General features: G+C 41.7%; 15 protein-coding genes. 14 read left to right on the forward strand and 1 reads right to left on the reverse strand.

Annotation, left to right across the window (positions count from 1 at the left end; genetic code table 11):
* Nucleotide 1 precedes the first annotated feature (1 nt).
* From rplK to AAG747_RS10090, 6 genes are all read left to right on the forward strand, one after another.
* Nucleotides 2-445: a 50S ribosomal protein L11 gene (rplK, locus tag AAG747_RS10065; protein WP_346821032.1), complete on the forward strand. Its 444-nt coding sequence runs from the start codon at nt 2-4 to the stop codon at nt 443-445.
* An 11-nt stretch (nt 446-456) separates the two neighbouring features.
* Nucleotides 457-1155 (forward strand): 50S ribosomal protein L1, encoded by a 699-nt coding sequence (rplA, locus tag AAG747_RS10070; protein WP_346821033.1) that lies wholly within the window; start codon nt 457-459, stop codon nt 1153-1155.
* Between the two features lie 2 nt (nt 1156-1157).
* Entirely contained in the window at nt 1158-1700 is a 543-nt protein-coding gene (rplJ, locus tag AAG747_RS10075; RefSeq protein ID WP_346821034.1) for a 50S ribosomal protein L10, read from the forward strand.
* Between the two features lie 105 nt (nt 1701-1805).
* The gene (gene rplL, locus AAG747_RS10080) at nt 1806-2186 is read left to right on the forward strand and encodes a 50S ribosomal protein L7/L12 (RefSeq protein ID WP_346821035.1); all 381 of its coding nucleotides are present in this window, start codon (nt 1806-1808) and stop codon (nt 2184-2186) included.
* 276 nt (nt 2187-2462) lie between these two features.
* Nucleotides 2463-3596: a site-2 protease family protein gene (locus tag AAG747_RS10085; RefSeq protein ID WP_346821036.1), complete on the forward strand. Its 1134-nt coding sequence runs from the start codon at nt 2463-2465 to the stop codon at nt 3594-3596.
* 268 nt (nt 3597-3864) lie between these two features.
* On the forward strand, nt 3865-5424 hold the full coding sequence (locus AAG747_RS10090; protein WP_346821037.1) for a sulfatase: 1560 nt from the start codon (nt 3865-3867) through the stop codon (nt 5422-5424).
* A gap of 116 nt (nt 5425-5540) precedes the next feature.
* Here AAG747_RS10090 and AAG747_RS10095 read toward each other — a convergent pair whose 3' ends face one another.
* Entirely contained in the window at nt 5541-6185 is a 645-nt protein-coding gene (locus AAG747_RS10095) for a T9SS type A sorting domain-containing protein (RefSeq protein WP_346821038.1), read from the reverse strand.
* A 555-nt stretch (nt 6186-6740) separates the two neighbouring features.
* On the opposite strand from AAG747_RS10095, the gene AAG747_RS10100 reads away from it, so the two are divergent.
* From AAG747_RS10100 to AAG747_RS10135, 8 genes are all read left to right on the forward strand, one after another.
* Nucleotides 6741-8300 carry an endonuclease/exonuclease/phosphatase family protein gene (locus tag AAG747_RS10100; protein WP_346821039.1) on the forward strand — a complete coding sequence of 520 codons (1560 nt, stop codon included), beginning with the start codon at nt 6741-6743 and terminating at the stop codon, nt 8298-8300.
* A gap of 64 nt (nt 8301-8364) precedes the next feature.
* Nucleotides 8365-9711 (forward strand): alpha-L-fucosidase, encoded by a 1347-nt coding sequence (locus tag AAG747_RS10105; protein ID WP_346821040.1) that lies wholly within the window; start codon nt 8365-8367, stop codon nt 9709-9711.
* 264 nt (nt 9712-9975) lie between these two features.
* Nucleotides 9976-11814, forward strand: a complete 1839-nt coding sequence (locus tag AAG747_RS10110; protein WP_346821041.1) for a DUF8202 domain-containing protein — start codon at nt 9976-9978, stop codon at nt 11812-11814.
* 236 nt (nt 11815-12050) lie between these two features.
* Nucleotides 12051-12422, forward strand: coding sequence for a hypothetical protein (locus tag AAG747_RS10115; protein ID WP_346821042.1), 372 nt, complete (start codon nt 12051-12053; stop codon nt 12420-12422).
* A 3-nt stretch (nt 12423-12425) separates the two neighbouring features.
* Nucleotides 12426-13106, forward strand: coding sequence for a hypothetical protein (locus AAG747_RS10120; RefSeq protein ID WP_346821043.1), 681 nt, complete (start codon nt 12426-12428; stop codon nt 13104-13106).
* A gap of 76 nt (nt 13107-13182) precedes the next feature.
* Complete coding sequence (locus tag AAG747_RS10125; protein WP_346821044.1) at nt 13183-13650, forward strand: hypothetical protein; 468 nt, start codon at nt 13183-13185, stop codon at nt 13648-13650.
* A gap of 264 nt (nt 13651-13914) precedes the next feature.
* Entirely contained in the window at nt 13915-16098 is a 2184-nt protein-coding gene (locus AAG747_RS10130; RefSeq protein ID WP_430300591.1) for a S46 family peptidase, read from the forward strand.
* 520 nt (nt 16099-16618) lie between these two features.
* Nucleotides 16619-18571, forward strand: coding sequence for a heparinase II/III domain-containing protein (locus AAG747_RS10135; protein ID WP_346821046.1), 1953 nt, complete (start codon nt 16619-16621; stop codon nt 18569-18571).
* Nucleotides 18572-18609: the final 38 nt, after the last annotated feature.

Raw genomic sequence — 18609 nt, forward strand, 5'->3', positions numbered from 1 at the left:
AATGGCAAAAGAAGTAACTGGTTTTCTGAAGCTGCAAATTAAAGGAGGGGCAGCTAATCCTTCTCCGCCAGTGGGTCCTGCGCTTGGTAGTAAGGGTCTGAACATTATGGACTTCTGCAAGCAGTTCAATGCCAGAACCCAAGACAAAGCGGGAGTACTATTGCCGGTCGTGGTTACCATCTATTCAGATAAGTCGTTTGACTTTGTGATCAAAACCCCTCCGGCTGCAGTCATGTTAAGAGAGGCCGCGAAAGTAAAGAAAGGTTCTTCAGAGCCAAACCGAGATAAAATCGGGTCCGTTACATGGGACCAAGTGAAAGAAATTGCAGAAACAAAAATGCCTGACTTGAATGCATTTGAAATGGAATCTGCAATGAAAATGGTAGCTGGTACCGCCAGAAGTATGGGTATTACTGTTACTGGAGATGCTCCTTGGAGCGAATAAAATCAAGAAACATGGCAAAGTTATCAAAAAAACATAAAGAGGCATTAAGCAAAATCGATGCGGATAAGGCTTACTCTCTCTCTGAGGCTTGTGAATTGGTAAAAGAAATCTCATATACTTCCTTTGATGCTTCTGTAGATGTAGACGTGCGTTTGGGCGTTGATCCTCGGAAAGCAGACCAAATGGTAAGAGGTGTTGTTACCTTGCCCCATGGCGTTGGAAAAGATGTGAGCGTTTTGGTACTCTGCACACCTGACAAGGAGGAAGAAGCCAAAGCCGCTGGTGCTGATCATGTAGGATTAGATGACTACATCAAGAAGATTGAAGGGGGATGGACCGATGTGGATGTAATCATTACCATGCCTACCGTGATGGCCAAAGTAGGTAAACTAGGAAGAATCTTAGGACCTCGAGGCTTGATGCCGAACCCTAAAGCCGGAACTGTAACCATGGATATTGGTAACGCAGTAAAGGAAGTGAAGGCCGGTAAGATCGATTTCAAGGTGGACAAAACCGGAATTATCCACACCAGTATCGGAAAAGTATCTTTCACTCCTGAGAAGCTGAAAGACAATGCTGAGGAGTTGATAAATACCATCTCAAAATTAAAGCCTTCTGCGGCAAAAGGTACTTACTTTAAGAGTATCACTCTCTCAAGTACTATGAGCCCGGGGATTAGTATTGACAAAGCTTCATTATCAGGAATATAATCATGACAAAGGAAGAAAAGAAACAACTGGTCGGCAAGCTGAGTGAGAAGTTATCAAATACGGATTATTTCTATATCACGGATGCTTCCGGCATGACAGTGGCCGAAATCAATGATTTCAGAAGCTTATGTTTCGAGAAGGGTGTGGAATATCGAGTAGTGAAAAACACCTTGATCCAAAAAGCTCTCGAAACATTAGAGACGGATTACACAGATTTTAATAATAACGTCTTGAAAGGTTTTTCAGGAATTATGTTTTCTCCGGAAGTAGGAAACTTACCTGCGAAAATCTTAAAAGAATACCGCAAGAAAAGTGGCAAGAAAGATGATCCCAGACCTTTGTTGAAAGGAGCATCTATCGACTCTGACTTATTCATCGGAGACGAAAACTTAGACACGCTTAGCAATCTTAAATCTAAACAAGAGCTTATTGGAGAAATCATCGGATTGCTTCAATCTCCTGCCAAAAATGTGGTTTCTGCCCTGCAAAGTGGTGGCGACACGTTGGCCGGCTTGGTGAAAACTCTTGCTGAAAGAGAACAATAGTTGTTACGCGCAGGGGTTAGGGATGCCTAGCTTCCTCTTTAAGCTTCCACATATATATTTATCAATTTTCGATTTTAAGCATTTAATTTTAAAATAAGTTTAGAAATGGCAGATTTAAAAGAATTCGCTGAGCAGCTGGTTAACTTAACTGTAAAAGAAGTTAATGATTTAGCTACTATCCTGAAAGATGAGTACGGAATCGAGCCTGCAGCTGCAGCTGCACCTGTAATGGTTGCTGCTAGTGGAGATGCTTCTGGAGAAGCAGCAGAAGAGAAGACTTCTTTTGATGTAGTGTTGAAGTCTCCAGGAAGCGCGAAGTTAGCTGTAGTGAAGTTGTTGAAAAACCTCACTGGTCTTGGCTTGAAAGAAGCGAAAGCAATGGCTGATGAAGCTCCTTCTAATGTAAAAGAAGGTGTATCTAAAGAAGAGGCTGAGGACTTGAAGAAGCAGTTGGAAGAAGCAGGTGCTGAAGTAGAGTTGAAGTAGTAATATACTCGATCAAGTATATCGGAGGCTTGGTGCTAGGCACTAAGCCTCTTTTTTTGTCTTTACCTTAAAAATTACTTTTCTCAAGTTTAGGGTTGCTTAAGTTGGGTAACCTTAGAAAAACGGTAGAAATGATATAAGCATACCTGTTTTTTTGATCCCCTCGATCTTTCTGTATTTTCGCGTATCGGCTTAGTGACGTGTTGGGCATTGCGTGCCCTTCGGCTTATTACTCATTTCTTTTTCATTAGCTTTGTGCAGCTTAATACATTGATCATGCTGAAAAAACATATACGCCAAAAAGGAGTCCATTTACTTCTGTTTCTCATTACCCTTGTGGGAACAACGTATGCCGGAGTAGAGTGGACTTGGGGCAAATACCTGCTGTTAACCGGTGTCACCTGGAACGAGTTTACGCAAGGGCTATATTTTTCCCTGCCCTTCTTAGGGATTCTTACCTGCCATGAGTTCGGGCATTATTTTACGGCAAAGTATTACCGGCTGAAAGTGACACTTCCTTACTATATTCCCTTTTGGTTTTTTGGAGTGATGCCTAGTATAGGTACGATGGGTGCGTATATTCAAATCAAAAGCCCCTTGAAGTCGCGCAAAGAGTTTTTCGATGTGGGGGCTGCCGGGCCTCTTGCCGGCTTTGTGGTGATGTTGGGAGTGTTGTACTATGCATTTACACATTTGCCTGAGGCATCCTATGTCTTTCAAATTCACCCGCATTATGCCAAGTTTGGGATGGAGTATGAAAAGTATGTATACGAAGGAATGAGAGAAGGAGAAAACCTCCGGATGGGCACCAACCTCTTGTTTGAATTATGTAAAATGTATTTGGTAGACGATCCCTCCAAAATTCCCAACGACCATGAAATCTTCCATTACCCTTTTCTCTTGGCCAGCTATTTAGCTTGTTTTTTCACCTCTCTCAATTTACTGCCGATAGGACAGCTGGACGGTGGGCATATTTTGTACGGCCTCATCGGGTACAGAAAACACAAATTTGTGTCAGCGTTCTTATTTATAGGTTTTATCTTCCTGGGCGGTTTGGGAATCTTTTCCATAGAAGATTTTCAACATGACTTTCAAAACAACCTCTGGACAGGGCTTATCTACTTGCTGTTTTTGGTGTTTGTGTTTGATAAAATAACTTCTAACAAACGAAATGTGCTTCTTTTAGCCTTATTGGTCTTTTTAACACAACTTTTAACCAAGGCTATTTTCCCGCAAGTAGAAGGGTTCTACGGATGGCTGGTTTTTGGGTTTTTGTTGGGAAGAGTATTAGGAATTTACCATCCTCCGGCTTTGGAAGACAAACCGCTGGATGTAAAGCGGAAGGTTATCGGATGGATTTCTTTGATAGTCTTTATACTTTGCTTTTCACCAGTGCCTTTTATCGTATAAAATACTAGTAACATATTCGAAAAGTATCACCCCCTTTTAGGTTCCAAAGACCGAAAGGATTGTTACTTTTCGAAAAAGTAGCAAAGGTTTGCAAAAGGTATTTATAAATTTATCGTGGAAAAAAACTATTTTCATAGTTGATCCTTGTCAGGGGACTGTAGGAATAAAACTCTAAATAGGCTTATTCGAACGAACCGCTTGCAAGGATTGATAAGTGTTTCGGTAATCCCCATAGTTTACATTTATGAATACCTAAGTATAATCTCCTATGAAAACCACAACCCTTTACCTATTAATTTTAGCCATATTAACTTTTAGTTGTAAAACAGAACGCAAGGAGGAGGACAAACAGCCCACCTCAAAACAACCCAATATCATTATGTTTTTGGTAGATGATATGGGTTGGCAAGATACTTCCGTACCCTTTTACAAAGAGTCTACACCATTCAATCAGCAGTTTCAAACGCCAAATATGGAGAAGTTGGCTGCTGAAGGGATGAAATTTACCCAAGCCTACGCTTGTGCCGTTTGCTCACCTACCCGGGTAAGTTTGAATACCGGAATGAATGCCGCTCACCATAAAGTGACCAATTGGACCTTGCGAAAGGACAATGCACAAGAGCCACAGTCCAAATTCCTTACGGCTCCCAATTGGAATCATGCAGGTATGGCAGCGGACTCGACCGTAGAAAATGCCGTTTTTGCGACTCCTTTGGCCGAAATTCTAAAACAAGCGGGGTATCGCACCATTCATGTAGGAAAGGCGCATTTGGGCGCAATCAATACACCCGGAGAAAACCCTTTAAACTTGGGCTTTGAGGTGAATATTGCCGGACATGCTGCCGGAGCACCGGCTTCCTATTTGGGTACAAAGAGTTTTTCCAAACCTGGCAAGGACCGCACTTGGAATGTGCCCGGGTTAGAAAAGTATCATGGTAAAGATATTTTCTTAAGTGAAGCATTGACCTTAGAAGCTGTAGAAGCACTTGATGCCGCAGTAGATGCTCAAAAACCTTTTTATCTGTATATGTCTCATTATGCAGTGCATACTCCGATAGAAGCGGATGAACGCTTTGCTCAAAAATACCGCGATGCCGGATTGGAAGAGGTAGAGGCTCGCTATGCTTCTATGGTAGAAGGAATGGACAAAAGTCTTGGAGACTTGATGAGATACCTGGAGAAGAAAGGAATTGCTGAGAATACCATTATTTTGTTTATGTCTGACAATGGAGGATTAAGCGCTGTAGCCAGAGGAGGAGAGCCTCATACGCATAACTTGCCCCTTTCCAGTGGTAAGGGTTCGGCACATGAAGGCGGAATTCGTGAGCCGATGTTGGTAAAGTGGCCGGGTGTAGTCGCACCCGATTCACATTGCGATCAATATTTGATCATAGAGGATTTTTATCCTACCATATTGGAAATGGCCGGAGTGAAAAACTATGAAACGGTTCAGGCAATAGACGGACAAAGTTTTATCCCTTTACTTATTCAAGAAGAAGGGTATACTACAGAAGAGCGGCCACTGTTTTGGCATTATCCGAACCACTGGGGACCGGCAGGACCCGGGCTTGGCGCTTCCAGTACGGCTCGTTTGGGCGATTGGAAATTGATCTATTATCATACTGATCAACGTTTCGAATTGTTTAATCTGCGTGAAGACATTGGAGAAACCGAAAACCTGGTTGATAAACATCCTGAAAAACTGAAAGAGTTAGCCGGTGTTTTAACCGATTATTTAAAAAGTGTTGATGCCCAAATGCCTGTTGATAAGGCTACCGGCAAAACAGTGGTATACCCGGAAGAAGCCTTGGCAAAGAATGACGTTTAAGAGAGTTTAAAAAAACAAGCTAAATATTATAGCCTTTTACATGTACTCTGAAATATAAGTGTATATGGTATTATGAGAGAGGGTAATGGCTTGTTCTATATGTACTTTTTCACTGTTTATATTTTTTTGAGGTTGGTCGTGTTGTTAATTCCAAAAACTTTGCTGACCACTTTTTCACTTCCGGTAACAGTGAGTGTATACAAGCCTTTCATTAGTTTATTCATGGGTATATAAACATGGTGATGTACTTGCAAAATCTCTTGTTTATATATGACTTCTCCCTCTTGGTTGGTCATAAGAATGGAGACAGGGGTACGGGAATTGGTATATGTGATCAATACCTTTTCATTCCTTATTCCGGACGATATAAATACATCATAGGGCCCTAAAGCACTGACCATAGGCTCACCAATATAAAGCACATGATATTTGATATAGGCTCCTTTTTCAACTTTTAAACTGTACAGCCCGGCATCATAAGAAGAGAGGCTGTAATTATGGTTGATATTAGATTCGTTTTTAAACTTTTTCGTGAAAACGATATTTCGCTGTTGATCAAATAAAGTAACCGTTACAGTACCTGGGCGGTTGTTATTTAAAGCAAGGTGTAAACGGTGGTTGTTTTGAGTAATGTGAAAATCATATGCCAGACCAACGGAAGCAGCCGTGGCTTTTTCCTTAATGCTAAAGTTTCCTAGCACTTTACTATTCAGATGAAGACTAAGTAGTAAACTTAAAAGGACTATAATTGACTGTTTCATACTTGGATTGCTTAGGCTGAGTAATATAAAAAGATAACCCATTTTGGGTAATAGGTATTACTCGTTGATATACAGTGTTATAATGTAGTTATAGTTGTAAGTTAGTCCTCTTATTCTATTGTTCTGATATTTTTAATATAAAAAATATCCCCCTGATAGGGTGGCAAATTTACTCTTCAGATTCAAGAAACTGAAATAAGAAACAGATTAAATTTTACAAAGAAATGATAAGTAATAAAGTAGGGAAATAACGCCTGCTTAGAAGGCACAACCCCGAGAGCATCCGATCCGCTTCAGTGTATTAGAGATCATTATGATATCCTTTTCGTGAAAACAAACGGGTAACCGGATCTTTTTATAATGACAAAGTCAAGAGTCCTCTCTATTGTGTTAGTTTATTAAATAGCTTATCCGGGGCAGGTTTCGGTTTAAATTCGGTAAATACCTAAAAAGCAAACGTTTTCTATGATTTTACACATTGTTTTCCTTAACAGTGTGTAAGGCAAAACGCCCTTGCTTTCTTATATTTGTTGAAACCTAACACAATAACTAAATATGCGATTTTTATACTTTTTATTCACTGGTTTGTGGCTTGGCCTCAGTCATTGGGCATTGGCTCAGCCGGATACTTATCTGGCATTAGACTTTGATGGGAATTTGCATAATAAAGGGCAGAAGGACCCGGCAGTTTACATGATGAATTTCCAACCCTCTTTTGTACAAGGGCTTTCCGGAAAATGTCTGGACCTTTCTGCAAACTCCCCATCAAGAGGAAAGGTGGTGGTCCGAGGCCAAATCAACCTGGACACAGAACAGGATTTTGCCTTGATGCTTTGGGTGAAAACTCCCCAAGGAGCGATGAATAACCATAGTATGATAGGTACGAAAGACATTGGAGATCCCAAAACCAAAGGTTGGTACCTGGCTGCTCAAGCCAATGGCTCTTGGGCGTGGAACATTGCCGATGGGAAAAACTTTTACCAATATCAACCTACAGAGGAAAGGCAGACGATCAATGACGGAAAGTGGCATTTGTTGGCATTTTCACTCAACCGGAAAAAACAGGAAGCCAGGCTCTATTATGATGGGAAAAATGTTGCAATCTATAATATTAAAGGCGTAGGCGATTTGAGTAATGATGCCGACTTGTGTTTGGGGGCAGGAAGTACGGTGAAACTGGAGGAGATGTATACCTTTAACGGCTATTTGGATCAAGTAAAGGTTTGGAATTCTACCCTTTCAGCAGAGGCGGTTCGTCAGGAGTACCAACGGTTTTTTCAACTAGAGGCAGAACTACAAAAGGCGAAAGTAGAAGAACTAAAAATCCTGTCTTTTAACATTTGGCATGGAGGCCGGGAAACCGGGGAGTTTGTCGGGGTACAACGCGTCATTGATGTCATTAAACATAGCGGAGCCGATATCATTTCTATGCAAGAAACCTATGGGTCCGGTGAAGAGATTGCAGATGCATTAGGCTATTATTTTTACTTGCGGAGCTCTAATTTGTCAATTATGAGTCGCTATCCCATTGGAGAAACCCAAGACCTATTCCGGCCTTTTAACAGTGGAGGCGCTAAAGTACATGTAAGCAAAGGGCAATCATTAAATTTTTATACGGTCTGGCTACATTATTTACCCGACTATTGGACTCAGGTGAAAAACAAAGAAAACGTTCCGGCTGATACATTGATAGCGGCTGAAGAAGCTACCCGGTTAGCCGAAATCCAAACCATCCTAAAGGAAATACAGCCACAACTGGAAAAAGCCGATCAAACACCGGTCATTATGGCGGGGGACTTTAACAGCGGTTCGCATTTGGACTGGGTGAAGAAGGCTGCCCACCTTCACAACGGCTTTGTGGTAGACTGGCCGGTAAGTAAGGCGATACTGAATGCAGGATTTGCGGATTCTTACCGTAAAGCTCATCCGGACCCGGTGAAATATTTTGGCCGTACCTGGTCGCCACGCTTTACTGAGGAAACCCAAGACCGGATTGATTATATTTATTTCAAAGGAAAAAAGCTCAAAGTAATCGACTCTCAAATGTTGGATAAGCATCCTGTCAAATGGCCATCGGACCATGCGGCAGTCTTAACTACATTCAAGTTGAAATAAAGGACTAAAGCCCTTCGGGTACATGATCAGAAAAGAATTCAATTTCTAACCTATAACTATAAAAATGAGAAGAATAGCGATTGCCCTTTTAGGTATTACAACTTTACTATTTCATTTTACTGCCAGTGCGCAGGAAATTCAGGAAGAAACAGCCGAGCAAAAAGCCAAACGTATGGCGTGGTTTAAAGATGCCAAGTTGGGGATCTTTATTCACTGGGGAATTTATGCTGTAAATGGCATTGACGAATCTTGGTCTTTTTTCAATGGGTATATTTCTCATGAAGACTATATGAAGCAGCTGGACAGTTTTACGGCAGCAAACTATGACCCGGAAGCTTGGGCAAAACTGATCAAAGAAAGTGGCGCTCAGTATGCGGTGATTACCACCCGCCATCACGATGGGGTGGCACTGTGGGATACCCAATACGGAGACTTGAGCATACCGAAGAAGTCTGCCGCCAAGCGCGATGTGTTGGCTCCATTCACCAAAGCACTGCAAAAGAACAACCTGAAAGTAGGGCTTTATTATTCTCTTTCGGACTGGTCGCATCCGGATTATCCCTTGCACCTCCGGGATACGTACCGGTACAAGAATGACCCCAAACGCTGGGAGAAGTATTTGACCTATATGTTTGGGCAGATGGAAGAACTGTCAACACAGTACCAACCGGACTTATATTGGTTTGACGGTGATTGGGAACACAGTGCAGAAGAGTGGAAATCCAAAGAGCTTCGTCAGAAATTGTTGACTTGGCGGCCGAACGTAATTCTTAATTCTCGTTTGCAAGGTTATGGTGATTATGCTACTCCGGAACAAGGTGTACCGGTGACTGCTCCTAAGAACCCTTATTGGGAATTGTGTATGACAATGAACAACTCTTGGGGACATCAGGACAATGATTTGAATTACAAAACCCCTAGTCAAGTGATTCGTATTTTTATAGATTGTATCACTATGGGAGGAAACTTGTTGTTAGACATTGGTCCTAAAGCTGATGGCACGATTCCTGAACAACAAGTTCATATTCTGAAAGAGCTTGGCCGCTGGACTAATAAGCACAAAGAAGCAATTTACGAAACGATCGGTGGGATTCCCCACGGACATTTCTACGGACCTACCAATTTGTCAAAAGACAAAAAGACATTATTCCTTTATCTGTTACACAAACCCAATGGTCCGATTGTGATCAAAGGTCTGAAGAATAAAGTGAACCGGATTCGTATTGTTGGCAATGGCACCAAACTAGGACATAAAGTGATTGGGAAACAGTACTGGAGTGAGGTGCCCGGTTTATTGTACATAGATGTGCCTGAGGAAGATCTGGATCCTACTGTTACCGTCATTGCGCTTCAACTGAAAGGAGAAGTTGATTTATACCGTGAAGATGGAAAAGTGATTGAGAGTAACTAAGAATAGTGCTACTTTTACGAAGGTAAAATTTACCTGTAAGGTATTGATAGATTTTTAATAGTAATAAGGCCTGGCTTCTCAGTCAGGCCTTTTGTATGTGTTAACATTTATTAATCTTAAACTGATAAAATGACACAAGAAAATACAATTCCATAGGTTTAAAAGATAAATTTACTCGATTACCAACAAAATCGTATTAGGTGCTTTTTACTATTGTTTTTTGTGAAAATACCTGATATCATCAATCCCTAGTCCTTGATAGTCATGAAGAATCGATTATTTTGGTTAATGCTTTTATCTCTGGTGAGTACGCTAGGCTTTGGACAAAGCCCGGGAGGAGCAGGTACTAGCAACCTGCAGTTATGGCTTAAAGCCGGTAGTGGCATTACTTTATCAGGGACTGCTGTGAGTCAATGGGCGGATCAAAGTGGCAATGGGAACGATGTAGCACAAGGGACTGCCAGTTTACAACCGGTTTACCAATCAAGCTCCTTGAACGGAAATCCTTTGGTGTATTTTGACGGAAGTGACGATCAATTAATCGATACGGATGGCATCTTTGGACTCAATTCCTATGGAAACCTGAATGTATTTGTGGTGGCAAAAGTAGATAACCTGCTGAACTCAAACCTGCTCTTGGAAGAGAGTTTAGGAATCAACGGAGAGGTGAAAATGTATGCGAGTTGGCTCAATATGGGCAACCTGGAATCCTATGCCAAAGTAAAAGCACAAGAATCCGATATTTCCTACGTAGGATTGGATGAAAATACATTTATTCATGAGTTTAGTTGGAAAAGCACCGTACTGGAGTTTCCAAACTTCAGTTTGTACAGAAGCCCGGCTCATGTGAGTTCCAAATTGGGGACCTTAATCTCTGATATTGATGGCCAAAACAGTACATTGGATATAGGCGGAAACGGGACACATTTTTTGGATGGAGGAATTGCCGAGCTCATTGTATACACAAAGGATATTGATAGCAATCAACAAAAAGATATCCGGACGTATCTGGCAATTAAATACGGAGTAGAGATTGATCCGGCAAATCATCAATATTTCGACCATAGTAGTTATGCTAACGATGTTGCCGGAATTGGCAGGGATGTGTCCGGGCAAGCCTTAAATCAGGCTGAATCCCGGAGTATCAATGAGGGCAGTGTCGTAACCATTGGGAACCCTTCGGCTATGTTGACGGATGGTGAGTACCTTGTTTGGGGAAATAATGGAGAAAGTCTGGATGAAAATGCCAATTATTCCGATGTGCCTCTGGCGCAAGGAGTACAGGCCCGTTTAAACAAAATGTGGAGGGTACAAGAAACCGGAGATGTGGGTACGGTGTCCGTATCTTTTGACTTAACTAATTTAAGTAGTTCGGGTAACTCTTCTGATTTAGTGTTATTGATTAACTCTTCCGAATCGTTTGGGACTTCCGTGGATCAGGTCGTTTCCAGTGGGGTTTGGGATGCGGGTTCCTCTACCATTACCTTTAATACGGTGGATTTCAATACGGGTGATTACTTTACCTTAGGCTCAGTCAATAAGTACCAAACGCCTTTGCCGGTTCACCTGAGAGAATTTATGGCCTTTCAAGAAGGTGAAGCGATTACCATTGAGTGGACTACCGAATCGGAAACAAACACGGAAAGTTTTACAGTCGAAAAATCCTTGGACGGAATTCGTTGGCGGGAACTGGCTACGGTAGAGGCACAAGGGTACAGTAGGGAATCTCATCAGTATGAAGTAAAGGATACGGCTCCGGAGAAAAACTGGAATTATTACCGTTTGAGAGAAACCGACATGGATGGTGTCCCGATATATACAGCATCGATTTTTGTGTTCTTCCAACCGGAAGCTTTACAAGACTGGAAGGTATTCCCCAACCCGGCAAAATCGGCTTTTTCCATCTATTTCCCTCCAGGGAGTCAAGCTTGTTCTATTCAAGTAAGAGATTTGGCCGGGCAGCTATACCATACTCAACAGGTACAAAGAGCTGACTGGGAACAACTATTTACGATAGATGTAAACCAGTGGAAAAAAGGTTTTTATATTGTAGAATTGAATATTTCCCATCAAAAGATTTGTAAGAAATTAATTTTAGAATGAAAATGAAAGCAGGTGGGTGATTCCATGGATAAAAAAACACCGGAGAAAAGGGACATTTTCTCCGGTGTTTTTTTATCTTTCGCCTCTGTTACGTTGCTGTCTGGGCAAAGTAATGTTCATATGTAAAATACAAAATGGAAAAGCCGGGTGGAGTACAAAGCAATTTTTACAATAACTCTTACGAAAAGCTTTTCTCTATTATTTCTTATAAAGTATTCACCAAAAATTAACTGAAAATGGCCACTAAGGACGAGAAAGAAATGGGATTGGTCGAAAAAATCCAATCTTCTTTGGAAAACCTGATTACCCTGGAAATCGTTACCGCAGTAGGAAAAACCAAATTTAAATCAACTCCTCCTAAAGCCGGAGAAGCCCACCTGCCGGACTTAGATCATGACCGGGACCCCAAAGTGATCATGACTAAAATTGATTTGCTTCAAGGAGATATCAAAACGGTATATGACGAAGAGTTTGTTACGGGAGATTATCAGGAACTGAAAGATTTTCATCAAAGTCGAGAGCGGGAAGGGTATGAAATCATCAGTAAAAATATTTCTACCATCAAAGAGTTACTTCGCTTGATCCGCAACGAAGCGAAACAAGAATAAACCATGGGGCAGAGTAGTATCGGAAACCAGATCAACAGTATTTATAAGGACCTGACCAATCTGGAAGTCAATACCATAGTAAAGAAAAATATTACCGGCCGGAAAATGCCTGAGGCCCGGATTGCTTTGATGGACATTGCCAATAAGTATATCTCAAAGTTTCTTGAATTGGATATTGAGCTTGATTTAAACGGAAGCAAACCGGGTTCTTTTAAGTCTTTTGAAGTGATCCGTCAGAAGGCCCGGCATATCAATTTGCACCCGGGAGAATATGAAAAAGACCCCGAGGTGGATGAAGGAGAATTGATCATATTCCAACGGGTACAATTGATTTCGGACCAAATCCTGGGAGCAATGGATGCCGCCAAAAGTCGTGGCATCGAAGGTTGGGACAATGATTTTGAAAGGAGTGATTTGGTGGGGGGCTATGTCCCATTTGATCTGGAAGCACAGGAATTAGTCCTTATCCGGAAAGCTTGGGAATTGGGAGTGGAGGAAATTGTGATGCAAACACTCATCCAACTGGATGGGGATGTGATTACCCGGATTAAACCGGAAATTGCCCAAAGTGGAAAAAGTGCCTTGCACAAGGTGCATAATGAAAGTATTACTGTGTCAGTAAATTTCTGGAAAGAGCTGGTGGGAATCGTGCGGAATTTTGTCACGGGATTTGTGAAAAAATAAGGTTGGAACATTTGGTGAAAATCGCCTGGGAAGCAACCGCCAGATCACCAGGTATTTTTCGTTGATATTCTCTTCTATGGATAAACTGAACAAATGGGCGCTGTTGAAAGCTTTGCTTTGGGAAGGGGAAGCCGTGATTGCTACGGCCAGTCCCCAAGAAAATCCCAGCGAAGAGCAGGAGTTACTCTTGAAAACACATATTCAACTAGATGCAGACGTGATGACTTTTGTGGCCCGGAAGATAAGCCATGTACAAGATGAAGGACTCATAGAATTGCATTTTGGAAAAATCAGTGCTTTTGTAGCTTTTTTAACCCGTCTCAAATTATCCTTTGGCAGTTTGGTAGGCCTTTTTACCGGGCTCATTACCATCTTGCCCATCGTACATTGGCTGTATGAGGGGTATACAATGGGCTTCCAATGGGCCAATTACGAAAACAGCTTACCTGTAGTATCGCTCATTTTACTGTACTTTTCACCTCGCCTTTTCCGCTGGTTTATGAGGCAGACCGTTCAACTGCTTTGGAGGCTATTATCCCGGTAGTCGTTTTCTTTAGTCGGGAATCTACTGTATTTTTACCTGTACAAAAGAGCGGCATAAATACCTTGATGATTCTGTTTGGGAGTTTTGTTACTGAGCATTAGTTACTTACTTCTTTAGAAAAGGAAAAATGAGTGGCAAGGAGTTGATTTGTCTCCATTTTGATTACCAATAGGTGGAGTAGTGCCCCTTTTATTTTGAGTAAAACAACACTTAACCGTTAATTTTATGCTTAAGAAATTTTTTGCTGCCATAGTTGCAGCGTTTATGCTGATGCCTGCACTGTTGTTGGCCAGCACCCCTCCGGATGAAGGCATGTGGTTGCCGATGTTCATTGAGCGTCTGAATTACAAAGACATGAAAAAGCAGGGCCTGAAATTGAGCCCGGAAGAAATCTATAGTGTCAACAATTCCAGCTTGAAGGATGCCATTGTAATGTTGGGAGGGGGATTTTGTACGGCAGAGGTGGTTTCTAACCAAGGTTTGCTTTTAACTAACCATCACTGTGCTTATGATGCAATCCAAGATCATAGCTCCGTAGAGCATGATTATCTGAAAAATGGCTTTTGGGCGATGAACAAAGACCAGGAGTTGCCGAATGAAGGCTTAACAGCCTCCTTTTTGGTGCGGATGGAAGATGTGAGCCAAAAAGTATTGGCTAAGGTTTCTGACGATATGAGTGAAGAAGAGAGAAAAGCCAAAGTTGAAGAAATTTCTAAGCAAATCGAAAAAGAAGCACAAGAAAGTGAGCGCTATGAGGCTTCTGTCAAAGGTTTTTTTGATGGCAATGAGTATTACCTGTTTGTCTATGAAACATTTAACGATGTGCGTTTGGTAGGAGCTCCGCCAGAGTCAATCGGGAAATACGGTGGTGATACGGATAACTGGATGTGGCCTCGCCACACCGGAGATTTTGCCATGTTCCGGATTTATACGGATAAAGATGGAAAGCCTGCCGAATATTCCAAAGACAATGTTCCTTATGCTCCTAAAAAATATTTACCGGTTTCTTTAGAAGGGTATAACCGTGGCGACTATGCTATGGTAATGGGCTTTCCAGGTTCAACAGACCGCTATTTGACCTCTTACGGAGTGGATTTGGCCATCAATGAAACCAACCCTTCCAGAGTAAAGATCAGAGGAGAACGCCTCCGGATCATGAAAGAAAGAATGGATAGCGATCCGGCTGTTCGCATTCAGTATGCTTCCAAATATGCTTCTTTAAGTAACTACTGGAAGTACTTCATCGGACAAACTCGCGGGCTAAAGCGCCTGGACGTATTGGAGAAAAAGAAACAATTGGAAAAAGAGTTTGCTGCTTGGGTAAATGCCGATGCAAAAAGAAAAGAAAAGTATGGTGAGGCACTGGCCAATATCCAAAAAGGATACGAAGAATTAGCTTCTTTGAACAAGTTGAATGTTTATTATAACTCAGCCATCTTTGGCGGTTCTGAAGTATTCAAATTAATGTCTTCCTTTTTAGAGTTGAGTTTTAAAGAAGTGAAAACCGAGGAAGACGAAAAAGAATTGCAGGAATTGGTAGAGAAACTGAAAAAGGATATTGTAAAGCACTTTGAAGAATACGATCCCGAAACCGATAAAAGGGTGCTGGCCGCAATGTTAGAGTTGTTTGCCAACGAAATTGACCCTGCCAAACACCCTCAGGTATATACTCAAATTCAAAATGATTACAAAGGGGACTACAGTGCTTTTGTAGAGGATATTTTTGCTTCGAGTATGTTTGCTTCCGAAGACAAACTGAACGAGTATATGCAAAGCCTGGATCCGGAAATGATTAAGTCGGATATAGGTATGCGTACCTTCTTCTCTTTCTTACAGTCCTACTTTGGTATGGTGCCGGTGTTGAAGCAAGTGGAAGAAAATGTCAACAAAGGCGATCGTTTGTTTGTAGCCGGTTTACGGGAAATGAATCCGGGTAAAAACTACTATCCGAACGCAAACTCTACCTTGCGGGTAACTTACGGACAGGTATTGGATTACTTCCCAGGCGATGCGATGTTCTATGCATACTATACCACTGCAGAGGGAATCTTGGAAAAAGAAGATGCTTCCAACCACGAGTTCATCGTACCTGAAAAATTAAAATCGCTGATTCAAAACAAAGACTACGGGCGTTATGCTCAAGATGGCATTTTGCCTGTAGCGTTTATTACCAACCTGGATATTACAGGGGGGAACTCCGGAAGCCCGGTGATCAATGCCGAAGGGGAGTTGATCGGGATCGCCTTTGATGGTAACTGGGAAGCAATGAGTGGGGATATTGCTTTTGAGCCGGAGTTGCAGCGTTGTATCGCGGTGGACATCCGGTATGTACTATTTGTGATTGATAAATTTGCAGGAGCCAAGCATTTGGTAGACGAAATGACCTTGGTAGATAGCAAACGCAAAAAGCTCAAAGAATACGAAGAGGTAATTTCTGAAAAATACTAATACGTAGAGTTTTCTAAAATCCGGAATGAATTTGACTCTAACGGATTGGACAAGCCTCCTGACCATCAAATGTGGCCAGGAGGCTTGTTTTTTATGGTAATAAAAAACGCCTTCCTTTGAGTGATTTGGGAAGGCGTTACCAATGTCTTTATTATGAATGGCTCTTGTTATCGTTGGTTTTCGTATTTAGCAAGGTAAGAACCTACTAAGAGAGCACCAACTAATAAAGAACCGAAGAAGACTAAAGCAAGGGTTTCCATTCAAAAATTATTTAAAATAAAAGAATTGAACTATCAATTTATTACAAGCGAAATAAATACAGAAATGCCTAATTTCAAAAACTAATTTGTTGGGTAAAGCCGATTTCTGTATTTTCTTTTTCTTATTAAGTATCTTATCAAGAATGCTTCCACAATTTACATCTCCGGGCATTTAATCCTTCTGTTCTCTCATGAATTTTGCCCTTTCCTTGCTATCTTTTCTTAGAAAATTTAAAGATCACTAAAAACACTTTATCAAAATGAAAAAAATCACCTTTTGGCTCATTAGTTTTTTAATGAGTTCAATGCTGTATGCACAACATACAGTAACCCCTAGAAACTTACTGACCCAACAACTTACTGCAACACAAGCCGGGCACCTTGTGGAACAGGCTGGTCAGTGGAAACCTTTTCCGGCTTACCGGAACCGCGATGCATGGGAACGCTTACCGGCTTATGTCAGAGAGCATTATATCCGGGCAGGAGAAAAAGCTTTGGACTATGAATGGCCGAGTCTTCCGGCAAGCTTGTACATACAGTTTGCTCAAAATGGAAACCGGAGCAATTACCAGGCAGTATTCAGCGCCAGAAGAAATAAGCTAAAGGATTTGGTATTGGCAGAAATGATGGAAGGCGAAGGCCGTTTTATGACGCAAATAATGACAGGCGTCTGGTTGGTTTGTGAAGAGACTTCCTGGGTAATACCTGCACACCTCTCTTTGCAAAAAGACGGTGCAACTCCTTTGCCTAACTATGCAGAGCATATCATTGACCTGACCGCAGCAGAAACAGGGAATACCTTGGCCTGGATTCATTATTTGCTTAAAGAGGAACTGGATAAACTCACTCCTTTGATCAGCCAACGGATTGAGGAAGAAGTTCAACAAAGAATTCTTATTCCGGGCTTAGAACGTAAGGATTTTTGGTGGATGGGTTACGGTGGGCGCTTTGTCAATAACTGGAACCCTTGGATTGCATCTAATTGGCTTTCTTGTGTGCTTTTGATGGAAAAAGACCCTCAGCGGAAAGTAGAAGCATTGGAAAAGATTGCTCAGTGTGTAGATCATTTTATCAATTATTATCCGGAAGACGGAGGTTGTGACGAAGGGCCGGCTTATTGGGGGCATGCAGGGGGTTCTTTGTTGGATTGTCTGACTCAGTTCAAGGACATCACTGATGGGAAGGTAAATCTGTTTACGGAACCTTTGGTCCGGAAAATCGGACAGTATATTTACAAAGCATATATCTCTTCGGGAAATTACTTTGTCAATTTTGCAGATGCCCCGGCCAAAGCGAAGCCTTATCCCGATCTGATTTTTCAATATGGAAAATCAATAGAGGATGAAATGATGATGAGTTTTGCCGCTTTTTTGGCGCAATCACAAGCACATAACGGGCAGTATTTACCCCATGGAAATAATATGAGACGCCTGCTAACCGCATTGTTTCAGTTAAACGACCTGCAACAAGTTCCGGCAAAAGAACCTTTGTCAGGCAGTGCATGGTTGCCTGATACGCAGGTGTTCACCGCAAGAGAGCATGCCGGAAGTACAAAAGGGTTTTATGTAGCTGCGAAAGGTGGACATAACAATGAAAGTCACAACCACAACGATGTCGGGAATTTTATTCTCTATTACGATGGGAAACCGGTGGTGATCGATGTAGGGGTGGAAACGTATTCCAAGAAAACCTTTAGTCGCGAGCGTTACTCTATCTGGACCATGCAGTCGGGATATCATTCCTTACCCACCATCAACGGTGTCATGCAAAAGAATGGAAATGCGTATAAAGCCCGGGGGGTACAGTTTTCCGAAAGTAGTAAGCAAATACAGTTTTCATTGGATATTGCCAAAGCCTATCCGGAACAGGCTGCGGTAAGCACCTGGAAGCGGAGTGTACAATTGAAAAAAGGAAAAAATGTAACGGTCACGGAACAATATGCATTGAAAGAAATCAAAGGCGAAACGTTCATTTCCTTGATGACCCCTTGCCAAGTAGTCATAGATTCCAAAGGTAAAATCCTCTTTACAGGAGAAAGTACTTTACGACTAGTTTACGATGCGAAACAAATCATTCCCGAAGTAGAAAAGGTAGCTATTGAGGATAAAAAATTACAAAATAGCTGGGGGAAACAATTGAACCGGCTTGTGTTGAAACTGAAAAATCCTAAGTTGAAACAAAAAGTAGCCTATAGTTTCGAAAAAGTTGATTAACGATCCTCTATTCAAAGTGTTTTCCAAAAGCCCGGAGT

The organism is Rapidithrix thailandica (genome assembly GCF_039710355.1).
GTDB lineage: Bacteria > Bacteroidota > Bacteroidia > Cytophagales > Flammeovirgaceae > Rapidithrix > Rapidithrix thailandica.

What these genes read in the sequence shown, in the direction of transcription:
- AAG747_RS10125 (WP_346821044.1), top strand. Translation starts at nt 13,183, where the DNA reads ATGGATAAACTGAACAAATGGGCGCTGTTGAAAGCTTTGCTTTGGGAA.
- rplK (WP_346821032.1), top strand. Translation starts at nt 2, where the DNA reads ATGGCAAAAGAAGTAACTGGTTTTCTGAAGCTGCAAATTAAAGGAGGG.
- rplL (WP_346821035.1), top strand. Translation starts at nt 1,806, where the DNA reads ATGGCAGATTTAAAAGAATTCGCTGAGCAGCTGGTTAACTTAACTGTA.
- AAG747_RS10105 (WP_346821040.1), top strand. Translation starts at nt 8,365, where the DNA reads ATGAGAAGAATAGCGATTGCCCTTTTAGGTATTACAACTTTACTATTT.
- AAG747_RS10095 (WP_346821038.1), bottom strand. Translation starts at nt 6,185, where the DNA reads ATGAAACAGTCAATTATAGTCCTTTTAAGTTTACTACTTAGTCTTCAT.
- AAG747_RS10100 (WP_346821039.1), top strand. Translation starts at nt 6,741, where the DNA reads ATGCGATTTTTATACTTTTTATTCACTGGTTTGTGGCTTGGCCTCAGT.
- rplA (WP_346821033.1), top strand. Translation starts at nt 457, where the DNA reads ATGGCAAAGTTATCAAAAAAACATAAAGAGGCATTAAGCAAAATCGAT.
- rplJ (WP_346821034.1), top strand. Translation starts at nt 1,158, where the DNA reads ATGACAAAGGAAGAAAAGAAACAACTGGTCGGCAAGCTGAGTGAGAAG.
- AAG747_RS10110 (WP_346821041.1), top strand. Translation starts at nt 9,976, where the DNA reads ATGAAGAATCGATTATTTTGGTTAATGCTTTTATCTCTGGTGAGTACG.
- AAG747_RS10130 (WP_430300591.1), top strand. Translation starts at nt 13,915, where the DNA reads ATGCTGATGCCTGCACTGTTGTTGGCCAGCACCCCTCCGGATGAAGGC.
- AAG747_RS10085 (WP_346821036.1), top strand. Translation starts at nt 2,463, where the DNA reads ATGCTGAAAAAACATATACGCCAAAAAGGAGTCCATTTACTTCTGTTT.
- AAG747_RS10115 (WP_346821042.1), top strand. Translation starts at nt 12,051, where the DNA reads ATGGCCACTAAGGACGAGAAAGAAATGGGATTGGTCGAAAAAATCCAA.
- AAG747_RS10135 (WP_346821046.1), top strand. Translation starts at nt 16,619, where the DNA reads ATGAAAAAAATCACCTTTTGGCTCATTAGTTTTTTAATGAGTTCAATG.
- AAG747_RS10090 (WP_346821037.1), top strand. Translation starts at nt 3,865, where the DNA reads ATGAAAACCACAACCCTTTACCTATTAATTTTAGCCATATTAACTTTT.
- AAG747_RS10120 (WP_346821043.1), top strand. Translation starts at nt 12,426, where the DNA reads ATGGGGCAGAGTAGTATCGGAAACCAGATCAACAGTATTTATAAGGAC.